The 21,145-nt window shown below is 44.3% G+C and carries 15 protein-coding genes and 1 pseudogene; 9 read left to right on the top strand and 7 right to left on the bottom strand.

What is annotated here, in order from left to right:
- Nucleotides 1-63: 63 nt before the first annotated feature.
- Both MD535_RS06290 and MD535_RS06285 read left to right on the top strand, forming a co-directional pair.
- On the top strand, nucleotides 64-1,677 hold the full coding sequence (locus MD535_RS06290; RefSeq protein WP_265674025.1) for an NAD(P)H-hydrate dehydratase: 1,614 nt from the start codon (nucleotides 64-66) through the stop codon (nucleotides 1,675-1,677).
- A 501-nt stretch (nucleotides 1,678-2,178) separates the two neighbouring features.
- Nucleotides 2,179-3,225: a GMP reductase gene (locus tag MD535_RS06285; protein ID WP_265674024.1), complete on the top strand. Its 1,047-nt coding sequence runs from the start codon at nucleotides 2,179-2,181 to the stop codon at nucleotides 3,223-3,225.
- A gap of 142 nt (nucleotides 3,226-3,367) precedes the next feature.
- Here the strand turns inward: MD535_RS06285 and MD535_RS06280 are convergent, their stop codons facing one another.
- Complete coding sequence (locus MD535_RS06280; RefSeq protein WP_265674023.1) at nucleotides 3,368-3,898, bottom strand: DUF4823 domain-containing protein; 531 nt, start codon at nucleotides 3,896-3,898, stop codon at nucleotides 3,368-3,370.
- 349 nt (nucleotides 3,899-4,247) lie between these two features.
- Here MD535_RS06280 and MD535_RS06275 point away from each other — a divergent pair, with 349 nt between their 5' ends.
- A complete protein-coding gene (locus MD535_RS06275) occupies nucleotides 4,248-4,547 on the top strand; it encodes a hypothetical protein (RefSeq protein ID WP_265674022.1) in 300 nt (99 codons plus the stop codon).
- A gap of 164 nt (nucleotides 4,548-4,711) precedes the next feature.
- Nucleotides 4,712-6,049 carry a GTPase HflX gene (hflX, locus tag MD535_RS06270; RefSeq protein WP_265674021.1) on the top strand — a complete coding sequence of 446 codons (1,338 nt, stop codon included), beginning with the start codon at nucleotides 4,712-4,714 and terminating at the stop codon, nucleotides 6,047-6,049.
- A gap of 117 nt (nucleotides 6,050-6,166) precedes the next feature.
- Here the strand turns inward: hflX and MD535_RS06265 are convergent, their stop codons facing one another.
- The gene (locus tag MD535_RS06265) at nucleotides 6,167-7,087 is read right to left on the bottom strand and encodes a LysR family transcriptional regulator (RefSeq protein ID WP_265674020.1); all 921 of its coding nucleotides are present in this window, start codon (nucleotides 7,085-7,087) and stop codon (nucleotides 6,167-6,169) included.
- Nucleotides 7,088-7,204: 117 nt separating this feature from the next.
- Between MD535_RS06265 and MD535_RS06260 the strand changes: the two genes are divergently transcribed.
- Nucleotides 7,205-9,226 carry an alkyl/aryl-sulfatase gene (locus MD535_RS06260; RefSeq protein WP_265674019.1) on the top strand — a complete coding sequence of 674 codons (2,022 nt, stop codon included), beginning with the start codon at nucleotides 7,205-7,207 and terminating at the stop codon, nucleotides 9,224-9,226.
- Nucleotides 9,227-9,322: 96 nt separating this feature from the next.
- On the opposite strand, the pseudogene MD535_RS06255 reads toward MD535_RS06260, so the two are convergent.
- Together MD535_RS06255 and focA are read right to left on the bottom strand one after the other, a co-directional pair.
- A pseudogene (locus MD535_RS06255) lies at nucleotides 9,323-9,892 on the bottom strand (CBS domain-containing protein); the annotation flags it as partial.
- 893 nt (nucleotides 9,893-10,785) lie between these two features.
- Nucleotides 10,786-12,234 (bottom strand): formate transporter FocA, encoded by a 1,449-nt coding sequence (focA, locus tag MD535_RS06250; RefSeq protein ID WP_265674018.1) that lies wholly within the window; start codon nucleotides 12,232-12,234, stop codon nucleotides 10,786-10,788.
- 387 nt (nucleotides 12,235-12,621) lie between these two features.
- On the opposite strand from focA, the gene MD535_RS06245 reads away from it, so the two are divergent.
- Nucleotides 12,622-13,527, top strand: a complete 906-nt coding sequence (locus MD535_RS06245) for a LysR substrate-binding domain-containing protein (RefSeq protein ID WP_265674017.1) — start codon at nucleotides 12,622-12,624, stop codon at nucleotides 13,525-13,527.
- A 128-nt stretch (nucleotides 13,528-13,655) separates the two neighbouring features.
- Entirely contained in the window at nucleotides 13,656-14,132 is a 477-nt protein-coding gene (locus MD535_RS06240; protein WP_265674016.1) for a DUF1097 domain-containing protein, read from the top strand.
- Nucleotides 14,133-14,340: 208 nt separating this feature from the next.
- On the opposite strand, the gene MD535_RS06235 is transcribed toward MD535_RS06240, so the two are convergent.
- Entirely contained in the window at nucleotides 14,341-15,972 is a 1,632-nt protein-coding gene (locus MD535_RS06235) for an ATP-dependent endonuclease (RefSeq protein WP_265674015.1), read from the bottom strand.
- Between the two features lie 253 nt (nucleotides 15,973-16,225).
- Here MD535_RS06235 and MD535_RS06230 point away from each other — a divergent pair, with 253 nt between their 5' ends.
- Nucleotides 16,226-17,923 (top strand): bifunctional metallophosphatase/5'-nucleotidase, encoded by a 1,698-nt coding sequence (locus MD535_RS06230; protein ID WP_265674014.1) that lies wholly within the window; start codon nucleotides 16,226-16,228, stop codon nucleotides 17,921-17,923.
- Between the two features lie 538 nt (nucleotides 17,924-18,461).
- Here MD535_RS06230 and MD535_RS06225 read toward each other — a convergent pair.
- Nucleotides 18,462-19,169: a tRNA (adenine(22)-N(1))-methyltransferase gene (locus MD535_RS06225; RefSeq protein WP_265674013.1), complete on the bottom strand. Its 708-nt coding sequence runs from the start codon at nucleotides 19,167-19,169 to the stop codon at nucleotides 18,462-18,464.
- A gap of 152 nt (nucleotides 19,170-19,321) precedes the next feature.
- Here MD535_RS06225 and MD535_RS06220 point away from each other — a divergent pair, with 152 nt between their 5' ends.
- Nucleotides 19,322-19,603, top strand: coding sequence for a hypothetical protein (locus tag MD535_RS06220; RefSeq protein WP_265674012.1), 282 nt, complete (start codon nucleotides 19,322-19,324; stop codon nucleotides 19,601-19,603).
- Nucleotides 19,604-19,739: 136 nt separating this feature from the next.
- Here the strand turns inward: MD535_RS06220 and MD535_RS06215 are convergent, their stop codons facing one another.
- Entirely contained in the window at nucleotides 19,740-20,975 is a 1,236-nt protein-coding gene (locus MD535_RS06215) for a leucine-rich repeat-containing protein kinase family protein (protein WP_265674011.1), read from the bottom strand.
- Nucleotides 20,976-21,145 lie beyond the last annotated feature (170 nt).

The raw sequence follows: 21,145 nt of genomic DNA, 5'->3' as shown, positions 1-21,145 counted from the left end.
AGCGGTGAGTCATTAGCTTAGAGCGCGTGGAAACGTTACCAGGTGTCGAGAGGATAGAGTGCAATGCCCAAATCCACTGCAAAGCCAAAGTATATCAGGGCACTTCCCAATAAGGTGTACAGTGCTGAATCTGTGAAGTTTGGTGAAAAGCAGGCTGCTTCGCATGCAGGAATAGAGCTGTATACTTTGATGCAAAGAGCTGGTGGAGCTGCTTTCGAATTACTTAAAGACCGTTACCCAAGGCTGACTCACATTTTAGTATGTTGCGGGAAAGGTAATAATGGCGGGGATGGATATATTGTCGCCGCTAACGCGCTGCAAGAAAATATTTCAGTCACGTTATGGCATGTTGGTGATCCTAACTCATTAACAGGTGATGCTCAGCGAGCTAAACTCATGTTTCTTCAGTTGGGCGGAGATATTCATGCGCCGGGAAACCAAATCCCCGATGATGTGGATGTTATTATTGACGCGCTACTAGGGACTGGGTTAACGGGGCCACCTCGTCCTTACTATTCCCACCTTATCGACCGTATTAATCAATCGTCAGCGCCAGTGATTGCTATAGATATTCCTTCAGGCGTGAATGCCAATACTGGCTATGTTGATCACAATGCGATTGAAGCCACACATACCATTACCTTTATCGGCATTAAATCGGGATTGGTGACGGGTAGCGCACGGCAGTATGTCGGTGAATTATTTTTTTCCGGACTACAGGTCAATCACTACTTTGACAACGTGACTCAAGCGGCTGGGCAGTTGACCAGTCGTCAGTGGTTATCGTATTTAAGATCGAGACGCAAAGATGCTCATAAGGGCAGCAATGGTAAAGTCGTAGTGATTGGTGGTGATAACGGGATGAGTGGCGCGGCATTTTTAGCGTCTGCGTCCGCATTAAGAACCGGGGCTGGCCTTGTTGCAACGGTGTCTCACGCAGATAGTGTAAACGCAATAAGGTCGTTACTACCAGAGGCGATGGTTATCGAAGCAACGGTTATAGAAGCAATGGCTACAGAAGCAACGCTTATAGAATCAATTGCTACAAAAGCAACACTAAGTGACGCGGTCACCGAACGTTTGTCATGGGCGAGTGTGGCTTGTATTGGCGTAGGCCTAGGAAGAAACGACTGGAGTAAGACACTTTTTGAACAGGCCGAGTCCTTTTTTAGTGACAGACATATTCCAAGAGTTTTAGATGCTGACGCTCTGTACTGGCTCTCTAGCCAAAACCATCATGGCAAGTTCGATGGTGTGGGTTCATCACGAATACTGACTCCTCACCCAGGAGAGGCTGCAACGTTATTGGGCGTCTCAACCGACACGATAGAAAAAGACCGTTATAAAGCAAGTCGTCAACTTGTTGAACGATACGGTGGTGTTGTTGTGTTAAAAGGAGCGGGTACGCTAATCACTAATGGTGAAATTACGGTTATCTGCCACGCAGGTAATCCAGGAATGGCGACTGGAGGGATGGGAGATGTTCTGTCGGGCACTATAGCGGGTTTACTTGCTCAAGGCTATGCCACATTCGATGCGGCCGTTTTGGGCACATTGATCCACAGCTTAGCGGGTGATGACAGTGCGAACGAATGTGGAAGTATTGGCATGATGGCCAGTGATCTACTGCCGTATTTGCGTAAAACGGTGAATACCGCCCATTCTTTAACGAGTTAATGTTGTAAATAAATATGTTGTTTTGTGTTTTTTCACGAAAACGGTCATCAAAAATTGGTGTGCTGTGCACTTATTAAACAGCAAATAAGCCAATTGGTGCGGCTAGGAAGTGAGCTAATCGTTTGCTTGCTGATTTTTTGAACAGGGCGAGGTCGTTTGTAGCGACAGTGCCAAATGGGCGATATTTGGATTATTGTGTTTTAAATTAGTAAGTTACTGGTTGTTCGGGGCGAGGTTTATTCGGGGCGTAATGAGCAGATTTGCAGATGTTCGAAATGGTATCACAAAAAAAAATAAAAATGCAGTCTTGTAAGAAAAATATCCCGACCTATAATGCTGAAAACCGGAGCGTCTGCCAACGCTCCGGTTTTTTTGTGTCCGAAGAAAGGTAAATCGTCTGCCAACGAGTTATCAACGCACTATGCTTAGATGTCATTTGTGACAGTTAGACAAGATAGATGCCCACTGGAACATGTACTACTAAATTAAGGAATTTACACAATGCGTATCGAACAAGAACTTAAGTTAGGCTTTAAAGATGTACTGTTTCGCCCTAAGCGTTCAACTCTTAAAAGTCGTTCTCAAGTAAATTTAACCCGCGAGTTTACATTCAAGCACAGCGGTCGTCAATGGTCTGGTACACCAGTAATTGCAGCGAACATGGATTCTGTTGGTAGCTTCGAAATGGCAACTGAGCTCGCGAAGCATGGCGTAATGACGGCAATGCACAAGCACTACACAGTAGAGCAGTGGGCTGAATTCGTAAAAGGTGCGGATAAAGAGACGTTGAACAAAGTGTTCGTTTCTACAGGTACTTCTGACAGAGAGTTCGAAAAAACGAAAGAAATCTTGGCATTGAGCGAAGACCTAGAATTCATCTGTATCGATATTGCTAACGGCTACTCTGAGCACCTCGTTGACTACGTTCAACGTGTACGCGCTGAGTTCCCAACGAAAACAATTTCTGCGGGTAACGTAGTAACAGGCGACATGTGTGAAGAGCTTATTCTAGCAGGCGCAGACATTGTTAAAGTGGGCATTGGCCCTGGTTCTGTTTGTACGACTCGTGTTAAAACTGGTGTAGGTTACCCTCAGCTTTCTGCAATCATCGAGTGTGCAGACGCAGCACACGGCCTTGGCGGCATGATCATCGGTGATGGCGGTTGTGCTTGTGCCGGTGATGTTGCAAAAGCATTTGGCGGCGGCGCAGATTTCGTGATGCTTGGCGGAATGCTAGCGGGTCACGAACAGTCTGGTGGTGAGCTTATCGAGAAAGACGGTAAGACGTTCATGAAGTTCTACGGTATGTCTTCAGAAAGCGCAATGGCGAAGCACTCAGGTGGCGTTGCTAAATACCGCGCAGCAGAAGGCAAAACAGTGCTTCTTCCTTACCGTGGCGACGTGAACGATACGATTTCAGACATCCTTGGTGGTGTACGTTCAACTTGTACCTACGTAGGCGCAGCAAAGCTTAAAGAGCTAACGAAGCGTACCACGTTCATCCGTGTACAAGAGCAAGAGAACAACGTTTACGGCAAAGACGCATAAGCGAAAGCTGAGCAAAATTTGTTGAATGAGGGCCGCTAAAAAGCGGCTCTTTTTTTGCCTGAAAAACGGAAAATCCGGTTTTATGAATGAGAAGTAGCGGTGCACGGTTAGCGTTATAAAGCAGTGCGCGTGCAATAAGAAACTACACGTTGCTATCAAACAAAGTATCTAAGTATTCAGAGATTGGTTGCGGTAGCAAATCTTGAGGGTGGTCGCCGCCAAATGTACCGAGGCCGCTTTTACCTTCAATGATAACAGAATTCACTTCTTGGTCAGCGCTCACATCCCAGGTACTAATCTTAACCTCGACTTTATCTGGTTTCCCTGACCATTCCGTTGCTCTGTCTTCCCAGTGCATAATGGTTGGATACAGCAAATAGTCATAGTGTTTTTCTGATGCGGTTGCCAGAGCTGCCCTTAATGATTCAGGGGTAGTGGCTACCGATACATCGTGTATTTGCGCAATAACCCGAGCTCTAATGATGTTACTCAGCATTTTTCCTGACCCGTTATAATATTTTTCTCCGTAGCTCCCATCATGTGAAAGTGCGATATAAACGGACGAAGAAGGCGCAATTTTATTCGTACTACTTTGTTCAGATACGTTCAATTTATGAGTGTCGGCACATCCGCTAAGTGCTATAGCTGAAACCAGAAAGATGAGTTTTTTCATGTAGATATTTTTCTCCCCTAACTCTATGTGTGGAGGTGAATTTATTCGAGAGTTAATGGGCTGAGGTTATCAGGACTTAATGAAACAGTCTGTGAGTCATGTGTGAAGTTGTGTATGAATTTTGCCTATTCAACAGACGGGTTAAGCATAGGATATGCAGAATTCACCCGATTCAGTAGCGTGGGGATACACAAGCTACAAAATATACTGTATATTTAGACAGTGTTTGGGTTGGGGTGTCTGTCTAATGTGTTTTGTAGAGTAAAAGAAAAATTGGACCCAGGCACGGTAGAGGAAATAAGGCGGTTTGTAGGGATGGCAGGTATGGTTTGTTCGGAGGATAGGGCTTATGAATGGTGACAGTTCAAATTACGAGTTAATCGATAAAACAAATGCACTTTTTCGTTTGGATTTTGATTTCAAAAATTATGATTTAGTACTTAGTCGAGATGATTTATTGAATCTGGAGAAGCTAGGATCCAAAGAGAAAAAAGTGTTTATATCGAAGAAGGGAATAGAATTTGAAGAGTTGGAAGACTCGGTTTCATTCAGTTATTCCGTTCCTAATGGCAAGCGATTGGACGTGTACCCAAGCTTGCCTAAGTTCAATGCACTCATATCAGGTGCGCTGAGTAAGATGGGTTATTAAAGCATTAGATTTAGAGGACACTCCCTCCTTGGGCAATCAGTCTAGCGTAATCATTTTGTATTTAGCCTGTTATTGCTCTATCAAGCTTGTCAATAACAGCGTAGGATCACGCCACTTTAGACCAACTACTAGGTTTGCACTTAGGTGCATAGATGCATTAGATAATGAAACTAACAGCAAAAGCAGCACGCAATAACGCGTTACTTATTTCCATTACCACGCCGGAATTTAAAGGTGATGAAGCGAAAGAGTCTCTCGCGGAACTTGCTCGTTTAGTAACAACCTTAGGGTTTAAAGTGGTTGGCTCCCAGTCGCAAAAGCAAAGCTCGACACAAAAAGCCAGCGTACTTGGTGTGGGTAAGTTGGCTGAAATTGCTCAGTTGACGGGGTATCAAGGTTCCATAGAAGAAGCGGAATATGACGATCTTTTTGATGAAACGGATTTTTCTGATCTTGATGCTGAAACCTTGCCTTCTCAAACTGCAGACGTAGTGGTATTTGATTGTGATTTAAGTCCATCTCAACTACGTAACGTAGAAAGCCAGCTGGGCGTGGAAGTATTTGATCGTACTGGCATAATTATTGAGATATTTAGCCGTCACGCTCGTACCCGTACCGCACGTTTACAAGTTGAAATTGCGCGCCTTAATTACCTAGTTCCAAGGCTTCGCGAAACTGAAAATGGTGATAAAGAACGTCAGATGGGTCAGGGTGCTGGTGAAACATCATTAGAGCTCGACCGCCGAAAAGTGCGAGACCAACTAGCAGACTTAAAACGTGAGCTTGTAAGCGTACAGAATGAATTGAAGAACCGACGTTCACAACGTTCTGAGCTATTTTGTGTTGCTTTAGTTGGCTATACCAATGCCGGAAAATCTTCAATGATGCGCGCTCTGACGGCGACGGATGTCGTGGGTGAGGATAAACTGTTTGCGACACTTGATACGACAGTTCGTGCGCTGCAACCCATTACTCAACCTAGGATCTTGGTATCAGATACGGTTGGCTTTATCAAAAAGCTTCCTCACGATTTAGTCGCTTCATTTCACTCAACACTAGCGGAAGCCCATGATGCGTCATTGTTGCTGTATGTTGTCGATGCCTCTGATGCTTCGTTCCGTGCGCAACTTGATGTGGTCCACGAAGTGTTGGGTCAAGTTGGCGTAGAAGACAGCGAAAAGCTGTTGGTATTGAATAAGTCCGACCGTTTGAGTGCAGAGCAACAGCAAGCGTTATTGGAAGAGTTCCCTGATGCGATGTTCACGTCCACTCGTGATCCCCTTGATATTAAAAAACTGCATAAATACATTGTTGGTGTGGCAGAGCAGGGGATGATCGAAGAAGAAATTATCGTGCCTTATACCGCTAATGGCGTGGTAGGAGAGATCCGCTCTAGTATGAGCGTGACGAAAGAAGAGTACGATTATGAGCATATTAAATTGACCGTACGCACCAGCGAAATTGAACTGGCAAGGCTGAAAAAGCGCATGCGGAATTTATAAGCGCGATTGGCAGTGGTGAAATAGAGTCACGGGTAGGTAGAGGTCACTTTTTCTACCCGTAGTTGTTTGTATTTATGGTGCTACGTTTTATAGGTCGACGTGTTTTTGGACGAAGGATTATCGCAAGAGGGAATTATCGGACGATATAGAGAAATACGTTTGAATCTTATTGCGTAACCACATATTCGCAGGGCTGTGCCGTTCTCTATTGTGGGCAACTAACTGATAGTGAACAGGAATACCAGTAAACGGGGTATCAAGCACTTGGGCATCAAATTTATCGGCAAACATGTGAGCGATACTTCTAGCGATGGTGGCGACACAGTCACTGGCCGATACCATCGACATTTGCGATACCAGTGAGGTACATTCTGCGGCTACCATACGTTCGTGTAACTCTTCTTCGGTGAAATAATCCGCTAAATACGCATCCTCCCTGCGTAACTTTAATGTAATGTGCTTTTCTTGGTAATACTGTTCTTTGCTAATGGTGCCTTTAATTCGTGGGTGTGCATTGCGCGCAATGACGCAAACATCATCGGTAAATAATGCTTCGGTAAAATAAGACGCAGAAGAGTAGTTGGTAAAATCAATCGCGAGATCGGCTTGATGTTGATTTAAACCTTGAAATAGGTGTTCTTCGTTAGCATGCGCCGGTTGCAGCTCAATTGACACATTACCTAACTGCGTATCGGCTTCAATTTTTGGTAGCAGCATCAGCATAATCGGTTCGGAAGTATAAACAACAAATTTTCTAGGATGCTGAACAGAAAAGCCTTCTAAGCTTTCTAGCGCGTTATTAATTTGAATGAGTGCAGGCTCTACTTGCTTAATGAGTTCCTGAGCGTGTTGTGTGGGGGCAATGCCTCGCCCCGAGCGAACAAACAAAGGGCTACCGACTTGTTTTTGTAATCGCTTTAGTAAACCACTGACACCTGGCTGTGTGAGTCCCATATCATCGGCGGCGCGAGTTATTGATTGATGACGATAAACAGCGACAAACACTTTTAGCAGATTGAGATCAAAGTCATGAAACATTACGGCCTCATACATAACGATTTGTGATGTGATAAATACAGTGTCATGCATGTATTGTTATGTGTCAAACCTTTAAATTAGCCTCATATCCAATATCGAATGATAAAGAGGTTCCCTATGAAAACTTGTTTTGCTCCTTCAGTCCTATCATTAGCGGTTCTTGTGTCGTTTGGCGCTGCGGCCAATGATTACGCTTCTATCGACACATATGAAGGCAAACCAGCATCCGAGCATACTACGAAAGCTAATGCGGCAGTTGCGAAGATTCTACCGTGGGAAGATACATCCGCATTTGAGCGTACCAAACGTGGACTCATTGCTGAATTTGGCACTCACGAAGCCGGGGAACTTAAACAGCGCTTTAATTATATGACGGATATGTCAGTTGATGACTTACCCCCTTCGGTTAACCCGTCTATCTGGCGTCAAGGCATGCTCAATTATGCGGCTGGTGGTCTCTATGAAGTCACGGACGGTGTATACCAAATCCGTGGTGCAGATTTATCAAATATGACCATCTATCGTACTGACAACGGTTATGTCATTCACGATCCACTACTTTCACGCCAAGCAGCAGCGGCTTCTTGGGATTTTGCCAAGCAGCATCTTCCAGCGATTAATGGTGAACACAAAATCACTGGCATGATTTACTCTCATATGCACGCGGATCACTTTGGTGGTTCACGTGGCATCGTAGAGTCTGGAGACTTTGCTGACGGTGCGAAAATATACGCACCTAAAGACTTCATTAAAGAGCTGGCCGATGAAAATGTGATCGCAGGGACTGCGATGGGGCGCCGCGCAAACTATCAATATGGCACGACGCTAGATAACAATACCAAAGGCATAGTGGATAACGCATTAGGGTTAGGGACTTCTCGCGGTGAAGTGACGTTAGTAGCGCCAACGACTGAGATTCAAGAGCGCGAAAAAACCGTGACTATTGATGGGCTAGAGTTCCATGCGATTAATATGCCTGGTGCAGAAGCGCCGGCAGAGATTGTTTTGTATGTTCCGCAGTATCGTTCGTTGAATACCGCAGAGCTTACCTATGATGGTATGCACAATATCTACACTTTCCGTGGCGCTAAAGTGCGTGATTCATTGGTATGGACGAAATACCTAACAGAATTGAAGCTGCGCTTTGTTGATAGCGGTTTAGTCGACAATATCCATGCGGCTCACTCCGCGCCAGTGTGGAATAACGCCGATACTGACGTGAACGAAATCTCACAATATATGACGCTACAACGTGATAACTATGGCTTTATTCATAACCAAGCGATGCGTTTAGCCAATCATGGCGTGACGATCCACGACGTAGGCCGCGAAATTGAGGGTATAGTACCTCAATCTCAAATTGATACTTGGCATACTAACGGCTACCACGGCTCATACAGTCATAATGCTCGTGCCGTTGTTAACCTTTATTTGGGTTACCACGACATGAACCCGGTAAATACCAATCCGCTGCAGACTCAAGACCAGTCTTGTGTCTACGTGAATGCCGCAGGTGCAGATACGCTCTACAAAGCAGGTATGACGCATTTTAAAGCGGGTGAGTATCAAGAAGCGTCTCAATTGTTTAATGACTTAGTGCAGTGCGACCCAAATAATATCGATTACCGTTTTGCATTGGCCGACAGCTTTGAACAACAAGGCTACCAATCAGAAACTATGGCATGGCGTAACAGTTATTTGCAAGGTGCGGTAGAGCTGCGTACTGGTGATATTCAGCCATCAATTAAACTGGCGTCATCGGATGTGATTGCTAACACGCCAACTGGCATGTTCTTAGATTTCATTGCGGTAAGCATGAACGCACCAAAAGCTGAGGCGGCGGGACTGGACTTTAACTTCGGTGTTTACCACCCAGATCTTGAAGAGCGTTACTACGGTGAAGTATCGAATGCCAATATGTCGAACATTGAAGTAGACGCTATTCCTGCGGTTGATTTTGAACTGATTATCAACAAAACAGACTTCACCAAAGTCGTATTAGGTGAGACGACATTGGACGAGTTATTTAAATCCGGTCAAGCAGGCGTTAAGGGTGATGCTTCACTACTTAAGCAGCTAGCAGGTACGCTTGATAAGTTCGATGGCATGTTTGAAATTTTACCCATGCCGACAAAGTAATTTATTATCTTTAACAAAGGTGCCCCGGTTTTTACACCGGGGCTTTTTTTGGCCAAACGACTTATTTCCTAACCAAAAACTTTTAAAATGAGTTCATCATGCCGTCGCACGTTCTGGTTCGACGATATTCAAACGCTTACCGTAAGTAGGGCGAATCGCCTGCATGACTTCTAAACGAGAGATACAGCCGACAAGTCTTCCGTCTTCAAGCACGGGCAGCACTTGTGGCTTGTTCACTTTCATTGCTTTTGCACGCTCTTCTACAGAAGCGGTAGTTAAGTTTGTGGCATAGCCCATAGATGATGTTGGGTACAGCTGCTCTTTATCGATACACAGTGCTTCGATAACGTTAACTAACGTCTCTTTCGCGTTAATCGCGACAACATCACGATTCATAATGTCGACGACTTTTTGATCCTGTTGCGGAAGGTAATTCTCGCACCATAGATCCACCATTGCATCGTGCACAGAAAAGAAACCGATTAAACGTCCATGAGCATCCACGACAGAAGCACTGGTTTGATTGTTGTCTAATAGGGCATCCAGTGCGACGGACGTGAGTGTTTCGGCACTAAGCGCAATAGGTTGGTTGTTCATAATGTCTTTTACAATGATGTTGTTCATATCTGGTTCCCTTACTCTTTTTATAGGTCGCGATTTACATACATCGCATTGGGTTATTCGCTTGCCGATAAGACTAAATATAAACGTGATAATGTCGGCAGTTGCTGTGTTCGAAACTAGATTAAGGCAAAAATGGTCATGGCGTAAAATGGGTAATATTGACTAGGGTATTCAAAACTATTGATGTCGCAGTGGAGTTAGCTATGACGGGGCTCTACGCCATATGATGGCCTGGAGTTTATTAATATTTTGATGTTCGCGCCGTCGCCTTTTGGGGCGGTTTTTTAATCAATAACAAAGATGAATATACGCAGTAAGAATCTTTGATGTTGACGATTATTTAATCGTTACTGGCAATGTCATCTCTCGCTATTCCAATTTCTGGCGCGTGTCGATTAGGTTTTAGTGAGCGTGTTCGTTTCTAAGTCTTTTGTTGGCTATAGGTGTGAGTCGTTGTGCGACGGTCTATATGTCCTTAAAGGGATGTGATGGTTATTGTCGTCTTTAATATGGTGCGCCTTTGTACCTTTGTACCTTTGTACCTTTGTACCTTGGGGCGAATGGTAATTAGCTGGTTAACAAAGCCGTTGAGCGGTATGAAAACGTGGCTAGCGGTAAGCGACTGCGAGTGGTTTGTTATTGGCTATATGTGTAGTGAGGGACGTTGGTTAATTTACCTGTTATACGGAAGGGCTATAGGACAGTTAAGTGGCGCCTAATGAACGTAGCGATGTATTCGTGGTCGAATATCCGATGTCGAATCCAGCAGAAATACAGCCAGCGCGAGTAGTAGGGTTATGAGGGTGGTTGGAACGAGGTAAAGGTTTTTTGAAGGACTAGAAATAGGGTAGCCCCAGCTTTTACACTGGGGCTTTTTTGGCCAAACGACTTATTTTCCAACCAAAAACTTTTTAACTTTTACTGCGATGTGAGTATTAAGCGGTTTCTAAACTGCGCTCGACTACATTGAGTCGCTCACCGTATACTGGACGAATCGCTTTCATGACGTCTCCACGAGATAGCACGCCAACTAATCTTCCATCGTCTAGTACTGGCAGAACATGCGGCTTATTCACTTTCATCGATTTAGCACGCTCTTCTAAAGACAATGTCGTGTAGTTAGTCGCGATACCCATTGAAGTGACAGGGAACAGTTGCTCTTTATCAATACAAAGGAATTCAGCTACGTCGACCAGCTTTTCATTGCAGTGAATAGCGACAACATCACGGTTCATTAGGTCTACCACTTTTTGACCTGTTTTCGGGTTGTAGTTCTCACACCACAAATCAACCATTACGTCATGAACCGAGAAGAAACCTACCAATCGTCCTTCAACATCTACAACAGGCGCGCTGGTTAGGTTGTGGTCAAGAAGTGTGTCTAGCGCAACAGCTGTCAGTGTTTCAGCACTTAGCGTTACGGGTTGGTGAGTCATGATTTCTTTTACGACGATGGTATTATTCATAGTGCTTTCCTTAACTGACATTAGAGTGGTGGTTTGCGTGATTGCAGTGACATTCGCCGCTTTTAATTGCGGTCTACGGTAGATGCTCCAGTTAGCAAGCCCGACTAATACGGCGCCTCCGACGATATTACCGAGTGTCACTGGAACTAAATTATTAGCAACAAAGTGGAAGGGTGTTAAATCGGCATACGCGCTAGCGCTGACGCCAACCGATGCCCAGAATTCCGCTGGCGCAAAATTTTGGATAACAATGCCAAGGGGAACCATAAACATATTGGCCACACAGTGCTCAAAGCCACTGCTAACGAACATAGCCACGGGTAAGATAGTCATTGCCGCCTTTGTCATCGCATTAGCGGAGCTAAAGGTAAGCCAAATAGCTAGGCACACTAAGAGGTTACAAAGTACGCCCAGTGCAAATGCCTGTACCCATGAATGATGCAACTTATGTTGTGCGATATTGAGGGCATTAAGACCCCACTGACCGTTGTCCATTTGGTACAAACCAGCGGCAGAGACAATAAGTAATAAGAACATCGCGCCAATAAAGTTACCGACGTAGACTTTCCCCCAAACCGACAGCATTTTGCCGAAGGTGATTTGTTTGTTTGCCCAGGAAATACTAGAAAGCACTGAGCTGGTAAATAGCTCACCTCCACAGATCACAATAAGAATTAGGCCCATACTGAAAGCCAAACCGCCAGCGAAGCGGCTCATGCCCCATCCTGCGTCGGCGCTACCCGTCGTCACAGTGATATAGAATAAAAATGCGAGACCGATAAAGGCACCAGCCATAATGGCTAGGCTCATTGTCATGCCGCTGGTTTTCTTAGCCTTACTTAATGCAAACTTCTCTGCTTCAGCCATCATTTCGACAGGAGAAAATAAGAGGTGATTATCGGAGTTGGAAGTTGCCATGGGTTACTCCTTTTCAATTAGTGTGTGTAGTCGTTCGCTCATTTCATAACTCCTTAATCTATTTGCGAAAACAAGGCTGATTGCCGTGTTCGAAACTAGATTAAGGGAGTTTATGACTAGAGGTAAAATTGATAATTTTTAAAAACCACATCAAATTTATTGATAAGTGCTGTGCACTAGGTAGAATAAGGGTTTCAAGGGGTAACGCATTGTTTTCTTGTTATTTTGCATGGTGGCTCTATAACGTGAGTTGGCGGTTAATTGACCACTAGAAGACACTGGCAATAATGAATAAGAAAACTTGATGTCCCCGAATGACATAAACGCACAGTGAAGAGCGTTTATTTGTATCAATTTCATTATTTTGACCTGTAGTAAGGAACAACTATGCGGTACTCATTAAAACAACTCGCCGTATTCGATGCCGTGGCTGATAGCGGCAGTGTCAGTCAAGCTGCAGATAAATTGTCTTTAACTCAATCTGCAACCAGCATGTCTCTGGCTCAGCTAGAAAAAATGCTTGGTCGCCCACTTTTTGAAAGACAAGGTAAGCAAATGGCCCTCACACACTGGGGAGTTTGGCTTAGGCCTAAAGCAAAACGCTTATTGCAAGATGCGCAGCAAATTGAGATGGGTTTTTACGAGCAACACTTATTGAGTGGAGAACTCAAACTGGGTGCGAGCCAAACGCCCGCGGAACACTTGGTTCCGGATCTCATTAGTGCCATCGATAATGATTTTCCAGAAATGCGCATCACGTTAGGTGTGCAAAGTACCGACTCTGTTATTGAAGGGGTGTTGGAGTATCAATACGACTTGGGCATTATTGAAGGGCGTTGCGATGACAACCGAATTCACCAAGAGACGTGGTGTCGAGATCACTTGACCGTGGTTGCTGCTGCGCATCATCCGTTTGCAAGACGCGACCGAGTTAGCCTTTCTCAACTTGAACAAGCTCGCTGGGTGTTAAGAGAGCATGGTTCAGGTACACGTAAAATATTTGATAGCTCCATCCACCATCTTATTGGCGATCTCGATGTTTGGCGTGAGTATGAGCATGTTCCGGTACTGCGAAGCATGGTTGCCAATAGCCAGTATTTAACGTGTTTACCGTATTTAGATGTAGAGCGTTTCATTGAGGCAGGACAGCTGGTGGCTCTAAATGTCCCTGAATTAGAAATGGAGCGAACATTGTCGTTTATTTGGCGTGCAGATATGGCAGAAAACCCACTTGCGGAATGTGCTAAGCGTGAAGGCATGCGAATGATGAAAGGTCGCCCATCAATATTGTAGTGTGATTTATATCTCATTAATGTTGCAACTTACTTATTCGTACATTGATCGGTGGGATTTTGATCACTTAATGTTGGCGATCTTTTGGCTATTGTAGTGCCTGTGTTTACAAATACTGGTGCAAAGTAATGAGTCAATTGATCGCAATTTCGCTAACGACAGGTATTCTTTCGGGAATTTGGGGATGGATTGCCATTTCGTTTGGTTTGCTTTCATGGGCTGGATTTTTGGGTTGCACTAGTTATTTTGCCTCTCCTACGGATGGTGCTAAAGGATTGGCTAAAAGCTTGCTAACCAATTTATCTGGCGTGGTGTGGGCATTGGTTATTATCCATGGCTCCTCACTGATTAACATGGAAATCGCAGGTTACATCATGACGGCATTGGTCTCATTTTGCATGTGTATACAAGCTAAGCGTGCGTGGCTTGGTTACATTCCCGGTACCTTTATTGGAGCGTGTGCAACGTTTGCTGCGGATGGAAATTGGCAATTAGTCGTTCCTTCATTGGTATTAGGTGGCTTGTTTGGCTACGCAATGAAATCCAGCGGACTATGGCTACATGCCAATCTTGGGCAACGAGATGCTCAGCTATTAAAGCAATAGAATCTGAAATACTCGAACGGACAATACTCGAACGGACAATACTCGCCGAAAAGGAAAGTAAATTCATACTGTAAGGGTTCATCAAGATTAGTGATGAGCCCTTTTTAGTTCGGTTATATTCTCATGAACAGCAGCGATACGAGAAATACTAGCGATTGCGCCTGTCCTTGGGGTTTTGTGATGTTTGTTATTTAATGCATTGAAAAACTTATGTATTTCCATTTGCCATGGTAATGACTCGTTTGAGAATCCAACGGATGAGAAGAGGAATACTATCGACGCCTCGTTGCTCACATTCCCCAACAATCGCCAATGCGAGGTCGGGTTTGGCGAACTTTTTCAGCACTCGCACAACCACTTTATGAGGCGGAATCGGGTGGTCATTAGGAATCTTGATTAACCCCTTAAAAAAGTCTTCAAACCCGTTGATATACAAGTAATGTTCAATATCACGCTCGGGTAATTCGGTTAAGTGATGGCGAGGGTGCTCTCCGTCGAGCTGATTCATCACTGCCGCTGCGTATTTTTTCCCTGCCGCATCGCCATCGGTGACGACATGCCAATCGATACCAAAGGTTTTGGCCACTTTGATCAGAGATTTTAATCCGGACTGTGCAAACTCTATGATTTGCACGCCTTCTGCCGCTAAATTATAACCGCTCAAATTGGCCAGTTCATTGAACAGCCAAACCTCAGTTTCACCTTCGACCAGTAGCCAGCAGCGAGCAAATAGTGCTCGAGAACGATGAAAGCGAATATGAAAGCCGACTCGTCGCAGTTCGTCTTTCGACAAGTGTTTGGTGCTTAGACTGGTCGCAACCGTGCGGTCTGACTGCCGAACCAAGCGACGTATGGACTGTATGGGCACCGTGCCTAATAAATCACTACTGTTGGTCGTTAGGATTTTCTGCATGGGGAGCATTTGTAATAAGCTCCATGCGCGAGACAAGTGGGTAGGGTGTAAGCGACCTTCTGGATCTTCTAATATCAGTATAGGTCTAGCACAGCGGCGAAGGTCATTGGGCCCTTTGGCTTGCAAATACGCATTAAGTAATCCGAGCAGAAGTAAACGAGTTTGATGGTTTTTGGTTTCGTCGATAATGTTGACGAGATTTTGTTCAGAGTGAGGGCGGCTAAAAAATACGCCGTCACGGTTTTTGGTGACAGACTCACGAGAATGACTTTTAAATGAAAAGTAATGCTCAACCAAATCGCGCATGGTATTCAAGCTGCTTTTTATTTCACCTTTATTAACGTGCCCCGGCACGGCGAGAAGGCGGCGGCATGTGTTGTTAATGCGTTTCTCTGCTCGTGAATTGTGCAAGCGCTCTAATTCCATAGGATGACGGAAGCGACGTGAATCCCTAAGTCTAATCACAGGGTGTAATGTCATTAATTCTTGGGCAATTTTTTCTGAATGGTGAAGGCGTAAAGTCTGTCCTTGTCTATCTAGAAAGGCGTAATGTTGTGTCACGTTGTATGCTTCGAGTGTGGCACTAATGCGGTAATAAAACCGATATGTTCCGTTTTCGTCGACTTGCCATACGGGTTTTAATTTTCGGTATCGACCAGTAAGAGTTTCATTTTTTTCAGTAGAGACAAAAGAGAGAACAATTTGTAGGTGGCGAGTTTGTGGATGTGAGACAGAGTGGTCGACATGGAAATCGGTCATTTCAAACTGATAGAGTTCTCCATCTGAAGGTAATACCACGCAAATTGCATCCAGTAGCGACGACTTGCCCCAGGTATTTTCACCGATTAGCGTGGTTAAGTCATCAAGTGCAAGAGAGAGGCGTTTAATGCCTCGGAAACCAGAGATATCGATTCTGTCTAATTTCATCCAACTCTCCCGAGTGCTTCGCAAAAGTTATTTAAGTAAAATCGTAAAGTGATGAGCAGTATCTATCTAAATTATAAGAAACTATTTGTGACTTTGTTGGATGTTAGCTCATAAAGTTATCTAATAACCTTAGATATTTAGTGTGATGTATATCTTACTAAGACCTGTATAATGCTTGTGTGATTTCAAAAAATTCATTTGAATGTCACATAATGCTGGCTACCATCAGAGGGGAGAATTAAGAGATAATACTATGATAAAAACAACAACACCTCTCAAATTGACCATCGCGCATATTAACGATACGCACTCCTACTTTGAACCCACTTCCTTACAACTCAAGGTTCAGGTCGCTAATCATGAATTTCATCCCTTTGTTAGTGCGGGTGGATTTGCACGCATCAAAACCCGCGTAGAACAAATTAAAGCGGCGCATAATAGTGATGACTTCCTATTTCTTCATGCTGGCGATTGCTTTCAAGGCACCTTGTATTTTTCACTCTTCAAAGGTGAAGCGAACGCTGAATTGCTTAATGCCCTAGAGTTGGATGCCATGGCACTTGGTAACCATGAGCTGGATATGGGCAACGACCCGGTTGGGCAGTTTGTACGTAGCATTCAGTTTCCATTTCTAGCCGGTAACTGGAACTTATCACAAGAAGGTAGCAAGGCCTTTTCACTTAAGGGGCAACCCAATGTTTATGATTATCAACCCGCCACAAAAACAGCAAAATGGGTAGAAAAAACGATTAAGGGAGATAAGTTAGCGATTTTCGGGCTCTCAATTGACAAGATGGCAGATATCGCTAACCCAGATAGTGATACGGTTTTTGAAAACGCGATATTAACGGCAAAAAATACCATTCAAGCCATTCATGACTCGGGCATCAATAAGATCATTCTGCTTAGTCACCTTGGTTATGATGCTGATCTTGATCTGGCGAGTAAAGTCGACGGCTTAGGTTTGATCATTGGCGGGCATAGTCACGTGCTGCAAGGTGATTTTTCTTGCTTGGGGTTAGTAAGTAAAGACCCATATGGCGTAAAAGTTGGCAATACTCATGTTGTTCAGGCTGGGCACCACTCTATGACAATGGGGCACTGTGAGATCGAATTTGATACGAATGGCGTGGTTACGCAGTTTAGTGGAAAAAATGAGCTCTTAGTCGGGCGCCGTATATTTATGGACGTCGATAATGCCTTAACCGATGATGACTATGATGCGGTAAAAGCAACGGTACAAGGCCACTCTAATGTTGTTCAGTGTCGTAAAGATGAGCGAATCAAGGCGATTCTAAGAGACAAATACCAACCTCGAGTTAGGGCATTGCAGCAAAGCACCATTGCGTCGCTACGTCGTCCACTTCGTCATGTACGGCTACCCGATACCCAAGGAGGCAGTCAGATCGCGCCTTCTGTCGCGGAATCATTTCATTATGCGATGAGCCAATTAGGTCATACACCTGAATTTGCCATACACAACGCGGGGGGCGTGAGAAATTCTCTAAATGCAGGGGATATTTCGGTCGCCGATATTGCCGGAAAGCTGCTGCCGTTTGCCGTTCCTATCGGGGTCTATGGCATACAAGGTTGTTATATCCCTCTTATCATTGAGGGGGCGATTAATAACGCCACTGATAACGGTGTGGTTGGAACCGGATCGGGCAGTTATCCTTACACTTATCAACTTGAGTTTCATTATGACAAAGATGCGCCTATGGGTGAGAGGGTAAGCGATGTCTTTATTGCAGGAAGGCCACTTGATGCTACCCGACTATATACTGGCACCTCAAGCGCATATACCATGAAAGGCAAAGAAGGCTATGACGCCATCTTGAATATGCAAGGTGAGGGGATCGTAACGAATTGGTCTATGTCTGACTGTTTTATTAAGCTATTGAAAGATAAACCGGAAAGGTTAATTTCCGCGTGTCAATATCAAAAGCTTTAGTCTGAAAAAGGTTATCAAACGCTAAATTGGTATCTTTATTGCAGTGTTTTAGGTGAATACTGTTGTCGCTTACCTGACATTGATGTTGTTTAGTCAGCGATGCTTACCGCGCTCTTTGGAGGCGATATGTGGAATAAAGATTGGTTTGATGTAGCCGTTGTGGCGAGCTGGATTGGGGTATGGCTAGTGATGCTGTACTTTATGCCAAGTGGCGGCATAATCTAAAATTAATGATAAAAAGCTGATGGAGACATCGGCTTTTTTCATATGTAGAGACCGTTAGGTTCACATTGTTCAATGTTTTGAGAGAAAGAGAAAGAGAAAGAGAAAGGCTCGATACAAGAAAGAAAGTGGCCGAGTACAACTTCCTCTCGGCCATTCCAGACGCGCAAGCAAAGGCGTTCGCTACCAAGTTAAGAAATACCGCTCGTTCAGTCAAGCCAATAAGCACCACATTTGCTTTGAATATTGATATGTCATACGGTTACCTAAAGATGTGCGGTGCACTTAACACTTTTGGTGCTTGGTCCTGCGCTAGCTAACGGTTTGCTTTGAGCGCTCCCTGCTTATCACAAACAGAAATTTGCCGGTAATCTTGCAAGATATTGGTGACGTCGGATCTACCACCACGTTGAATACGTTCATAGTGACGCAGAGTGTTGTCGAGATAATTGGTGGCTGTTTCAGTTTGCTCCGAGCTGGTGGTTTGCCAGAATTCCTTGCCAACGGAACTAATGATATCGCCTTGTTCGGGATTGGTTGTCACCAGCATGACTTCGTAAAAGCGACGGTTGTCCTCAACCAATGACTCACGAAGAAGACGCAAATTATTTTTTATCAAGGTTTGGCGAAGCGCATACTGATGGTGAACAGGACACAATAGAAAATCGATGTCTAACTGTGGATAGCGTTGGCAAAGGCCGCTGACAAATTTCATCATTAAATCTCCCCCTACGCCAGCAATGACAACTAAATGCTTGCCTTTGTACTCGGATAACGGCAGCGTGGCGACGTCGATACAATGGACGTAATACGTAGCCGGACACGTTGCATAAAACTGTTCGAGCTTATCTTCAAGTGCCGTCATTAGTTTAGGTACAATATCAACAAAATGGATATGCTTCGCGGCATTACGATCTAGTAGTGCGGCACCTAGGAATCCGTGATCACAGCAGCAATCCCAAATATGGGTGTAGTTTGAAGCGATCATGTGATCGATTTGCGAGAGTCTGTTGCTTAACTTCAAGGAAAGTACCTATACGTTTAGACCGTTAACTATTTTAGGAAATTGCGCGCATTGTAATGGTTTTCTTAGCGTTAGCGAAGTAGTCTGGTTATATCGTTTTTAGCTAGGGCAATTTCGCGTTACTAGAACTTACGACGAGAACAAGGAATGATATGAACGTAGATAAAGCAAAAAAGCGCATTGCTAAACAAGTGAAAAAGGGATTTAAAGGCTACCCACAAATCACATTGGAATATCGTGGTGAAACAGCAGAGAGGGCATCTGAGGTCGTGGTTCAGTTTGTATTGGCTGAAGGCGCTCAAACCCAAGAGGAGTTGTTTGCGAGTACGACCGATGCACGAAATGATGAAGTGATTCAGTCAGCGTTAGTTAAGATTATTGAGCGTGCCAATGCCAGTTCAGTCATTGAAGTGGAAGGCGTGTCGTTAATTTAATCGCCGATTACCGAGTTTGGCGGAGTCTTCACGTTACTTCACCCATTAGGCTGGGCACTAGATATGCTACACCTAATAGGGAAATAACGATTCGCATATGCGGAAATCATCGCAGCCTGATATTGAGAAAAGGCGGTTATGTTTTTTCGCGCAACACCTTGTATTGCTTGGTGTTAACATCCTGCTTTGCACAAATATTTAGCAGGTCATCGATGAAGTGTTTCAGCGCGCGCTGCTCTATGGCTTTTACTTTGTTTTGTTGCTGGCTTGATAGCATGTGATACATGGTGGCGGCACCAAAATCACCAAATATAATATTACCCGCTTCATCAACAAGCGTGTTGTGTGCATACAGATCGCCATGACACACTTGATTTGAGTGTAAATGCTCAAATACGTCTTCCATCTGTGTAACAATTTTTTCAATCTTTTCAATGGGCAAGGTAAAGTCTGGCTCAAAAGTATCTCGTGTGCAGCTGTCTAAACAAGGGGGCAAGCCTAAGTTTTTATAGTGAGCTGGGATTAAGTTCATGATCAAAGCTAAGTAGTTTTCCTCATGCACTTGCGCTAAAGATTGAACGAGGTTGGGGTGATTACCGACTTTTAAGCAAGCTTGCAATTCATCTTCTGGGTAACCATCGCTCGTCACTTGGCCTTTAAACACCTTGACCGCGATTTCTTGCGGTAGCGTTGCTTGCGCTTGGTTCCATATCGCTTTAGAAATCACACCCGATGCACCTTGCCCCAATGTTTCCTGCAAAGTAAAACTTGTGGCTTTGATTTTAGGAACAGATTGGATGTTAATGTCGGATTGACAAAATGGATTGCCAGCAAAGGCAAGCCATGCCAGCTTAGGTAATGATAGTAATGAGTCTGGACATTCCGTTAATTGGTTAGCGGAAATCCGCACCAGCTCAAGGTTATGCAGGTTCTCGATCGTGCTTGGTAGTGCCGTTAAGCGATTTCCAGCTAGGGCTAACTTTTGCAATCGAGGTCGTTCGCCTAACGAATCGGGCAACAATGAAATCTGGTTATCCGTTAAGATAAGCCAACGTAAACGTTTTGGTAATGACTCTGCTGGGACATGCTTGATGTTATTGGCTTTAAAGCCGACCATTTCTAAGTTAGGGCAGCGACCTAACACGGAAGGTAAGGTATCAAATAGATTGTTTGAGGCAAACACGATTTTGAGTTTGCTGAATGTTTCTAATTCATCAGGTAGTGATGTGAGTAAGTTATTCGACAAATCGAGAACTTCTAAGCTATCGGCAAGCGATAAAATCTCTAATGGGAAAGTGGTCAGTGATTCGGATAATTTGAGATGAGTTGTGCCAAAAAGTTCGCCGGATTGGAGCTGTGAAAGCGTCTGCAAAATGATTTGTCCATACTAGGTAGTGATTTTAAACGTGGCTAGTTTACGCGAAATACTCGTAGGTTGTGTAGAGCTAGGCGCAATTAAAGTCGCAATACGTTTTCAAAGTTGTCGATTTTTCCGGTATCAGTGGACTTGCTAAGCAATGCTTAGCATTGCTAAATATTGCT

The organism is Vibrio qingdaonensis, from assembly GCF_026191675.1.
In the GTDB taxonomy this organism is placed as follows: domain Bacteria; phylum Pseudomonadota; class Gammaproteobacteria; order Enterobacterales; family Vibrionaceae; genus Vibrio; species Vibrio qingdaonensis.
The sequence above is the reverse complement of the archived record's forward strand: the minus strand, read 5'-3'. Positions and strand labels throughout refer to the sequence as shown.

Coding starts and splice junctions, on each gene's coding strand:
- MD535_RS06290 (WP_265674025.1), top strand. CDS start 64: ATGCCCAAATCCACTGCAAAGCCAAAGTATATCAGGGCACTTCCCAAT.
- MD535_RS06285 (WP_265674024.1), top strand. CDS start 2,179: ATGCGTATCGAACAAGAACTTAAGTTAGGCTTTAAAGATGTACTGTTT.
- MD535_RS06280 (WP_265674023.1), bottom strand. CDS start 3,898: ATGAAAAAACTCATCTTTCTGGTTTCAGCTATAGCACTTAGCGGATGT.
- MD535_RS06275 (WP_265674022.1), top strand. CDS start 4,248: ATGAATGGTGACAGTTCAAATTACGAGTTAATCGATAAAACAAATGCA.
- hflX (WP_265674021.1), top strand. CDS start 4,712: ATGAAACTAACAGCAAAAGCAGCACGCAATAACGCGTTACTTATTTCC.
- MD535_RS06265 (WP_265674020.1), bottom strand. CDS start 7,087: ATGTTTCATGACTTTGATCTCAATCTGCTAAAAGTGTTTGTCGCTGTT.
- MD535_RS06260 (WP_265674019.1), top strand. CDS start 7,205: ATGAAAACTTGTTTTGCTCCTTCAGTCCTATCATTAGCGGTTCTTGTG.
- focA (WP_265674018.1), bottom strand. CDS start 12,234: ATGGCAACTTCCAACTCCGATAATCACCTCTTATTTTCTCCTGTCGAA.
- MD535_RS06245 (WP_265674017.1), top strand. CDS start 12,622: ATGCGGTACTCATTAAAACAACTCGCCGTATTCGATGCCGTGGCTGAT.
- MD535_RS06240 (WP_265674016.1), top strand. CDS start 13,656: ATGAGTCAATTGATCGCAATTTCGCTAACGACAGGTATTCTTTCGGGA.
- MD535_RS06235 (WP_265674015.1), bottom strand. CDS start 15,972: ATGAAATTAGACAGAATCGATATCTCTGGTTTCCGAGGCATTAAACGC.
- MD535_RS06230 (WP_265674014.1), top strand. CDS start 16,226: ATGATAAAAACAACAACACCTCTCAAATTGACCATCGCGCATATTAAC.
- MD535_RS06220 (WP_265674012.1), top strand. CDS start 19,322: ATGAACGTAGATAAAGCAAAAAAGCGCATTGCTAAACAAGTGAAAAAG.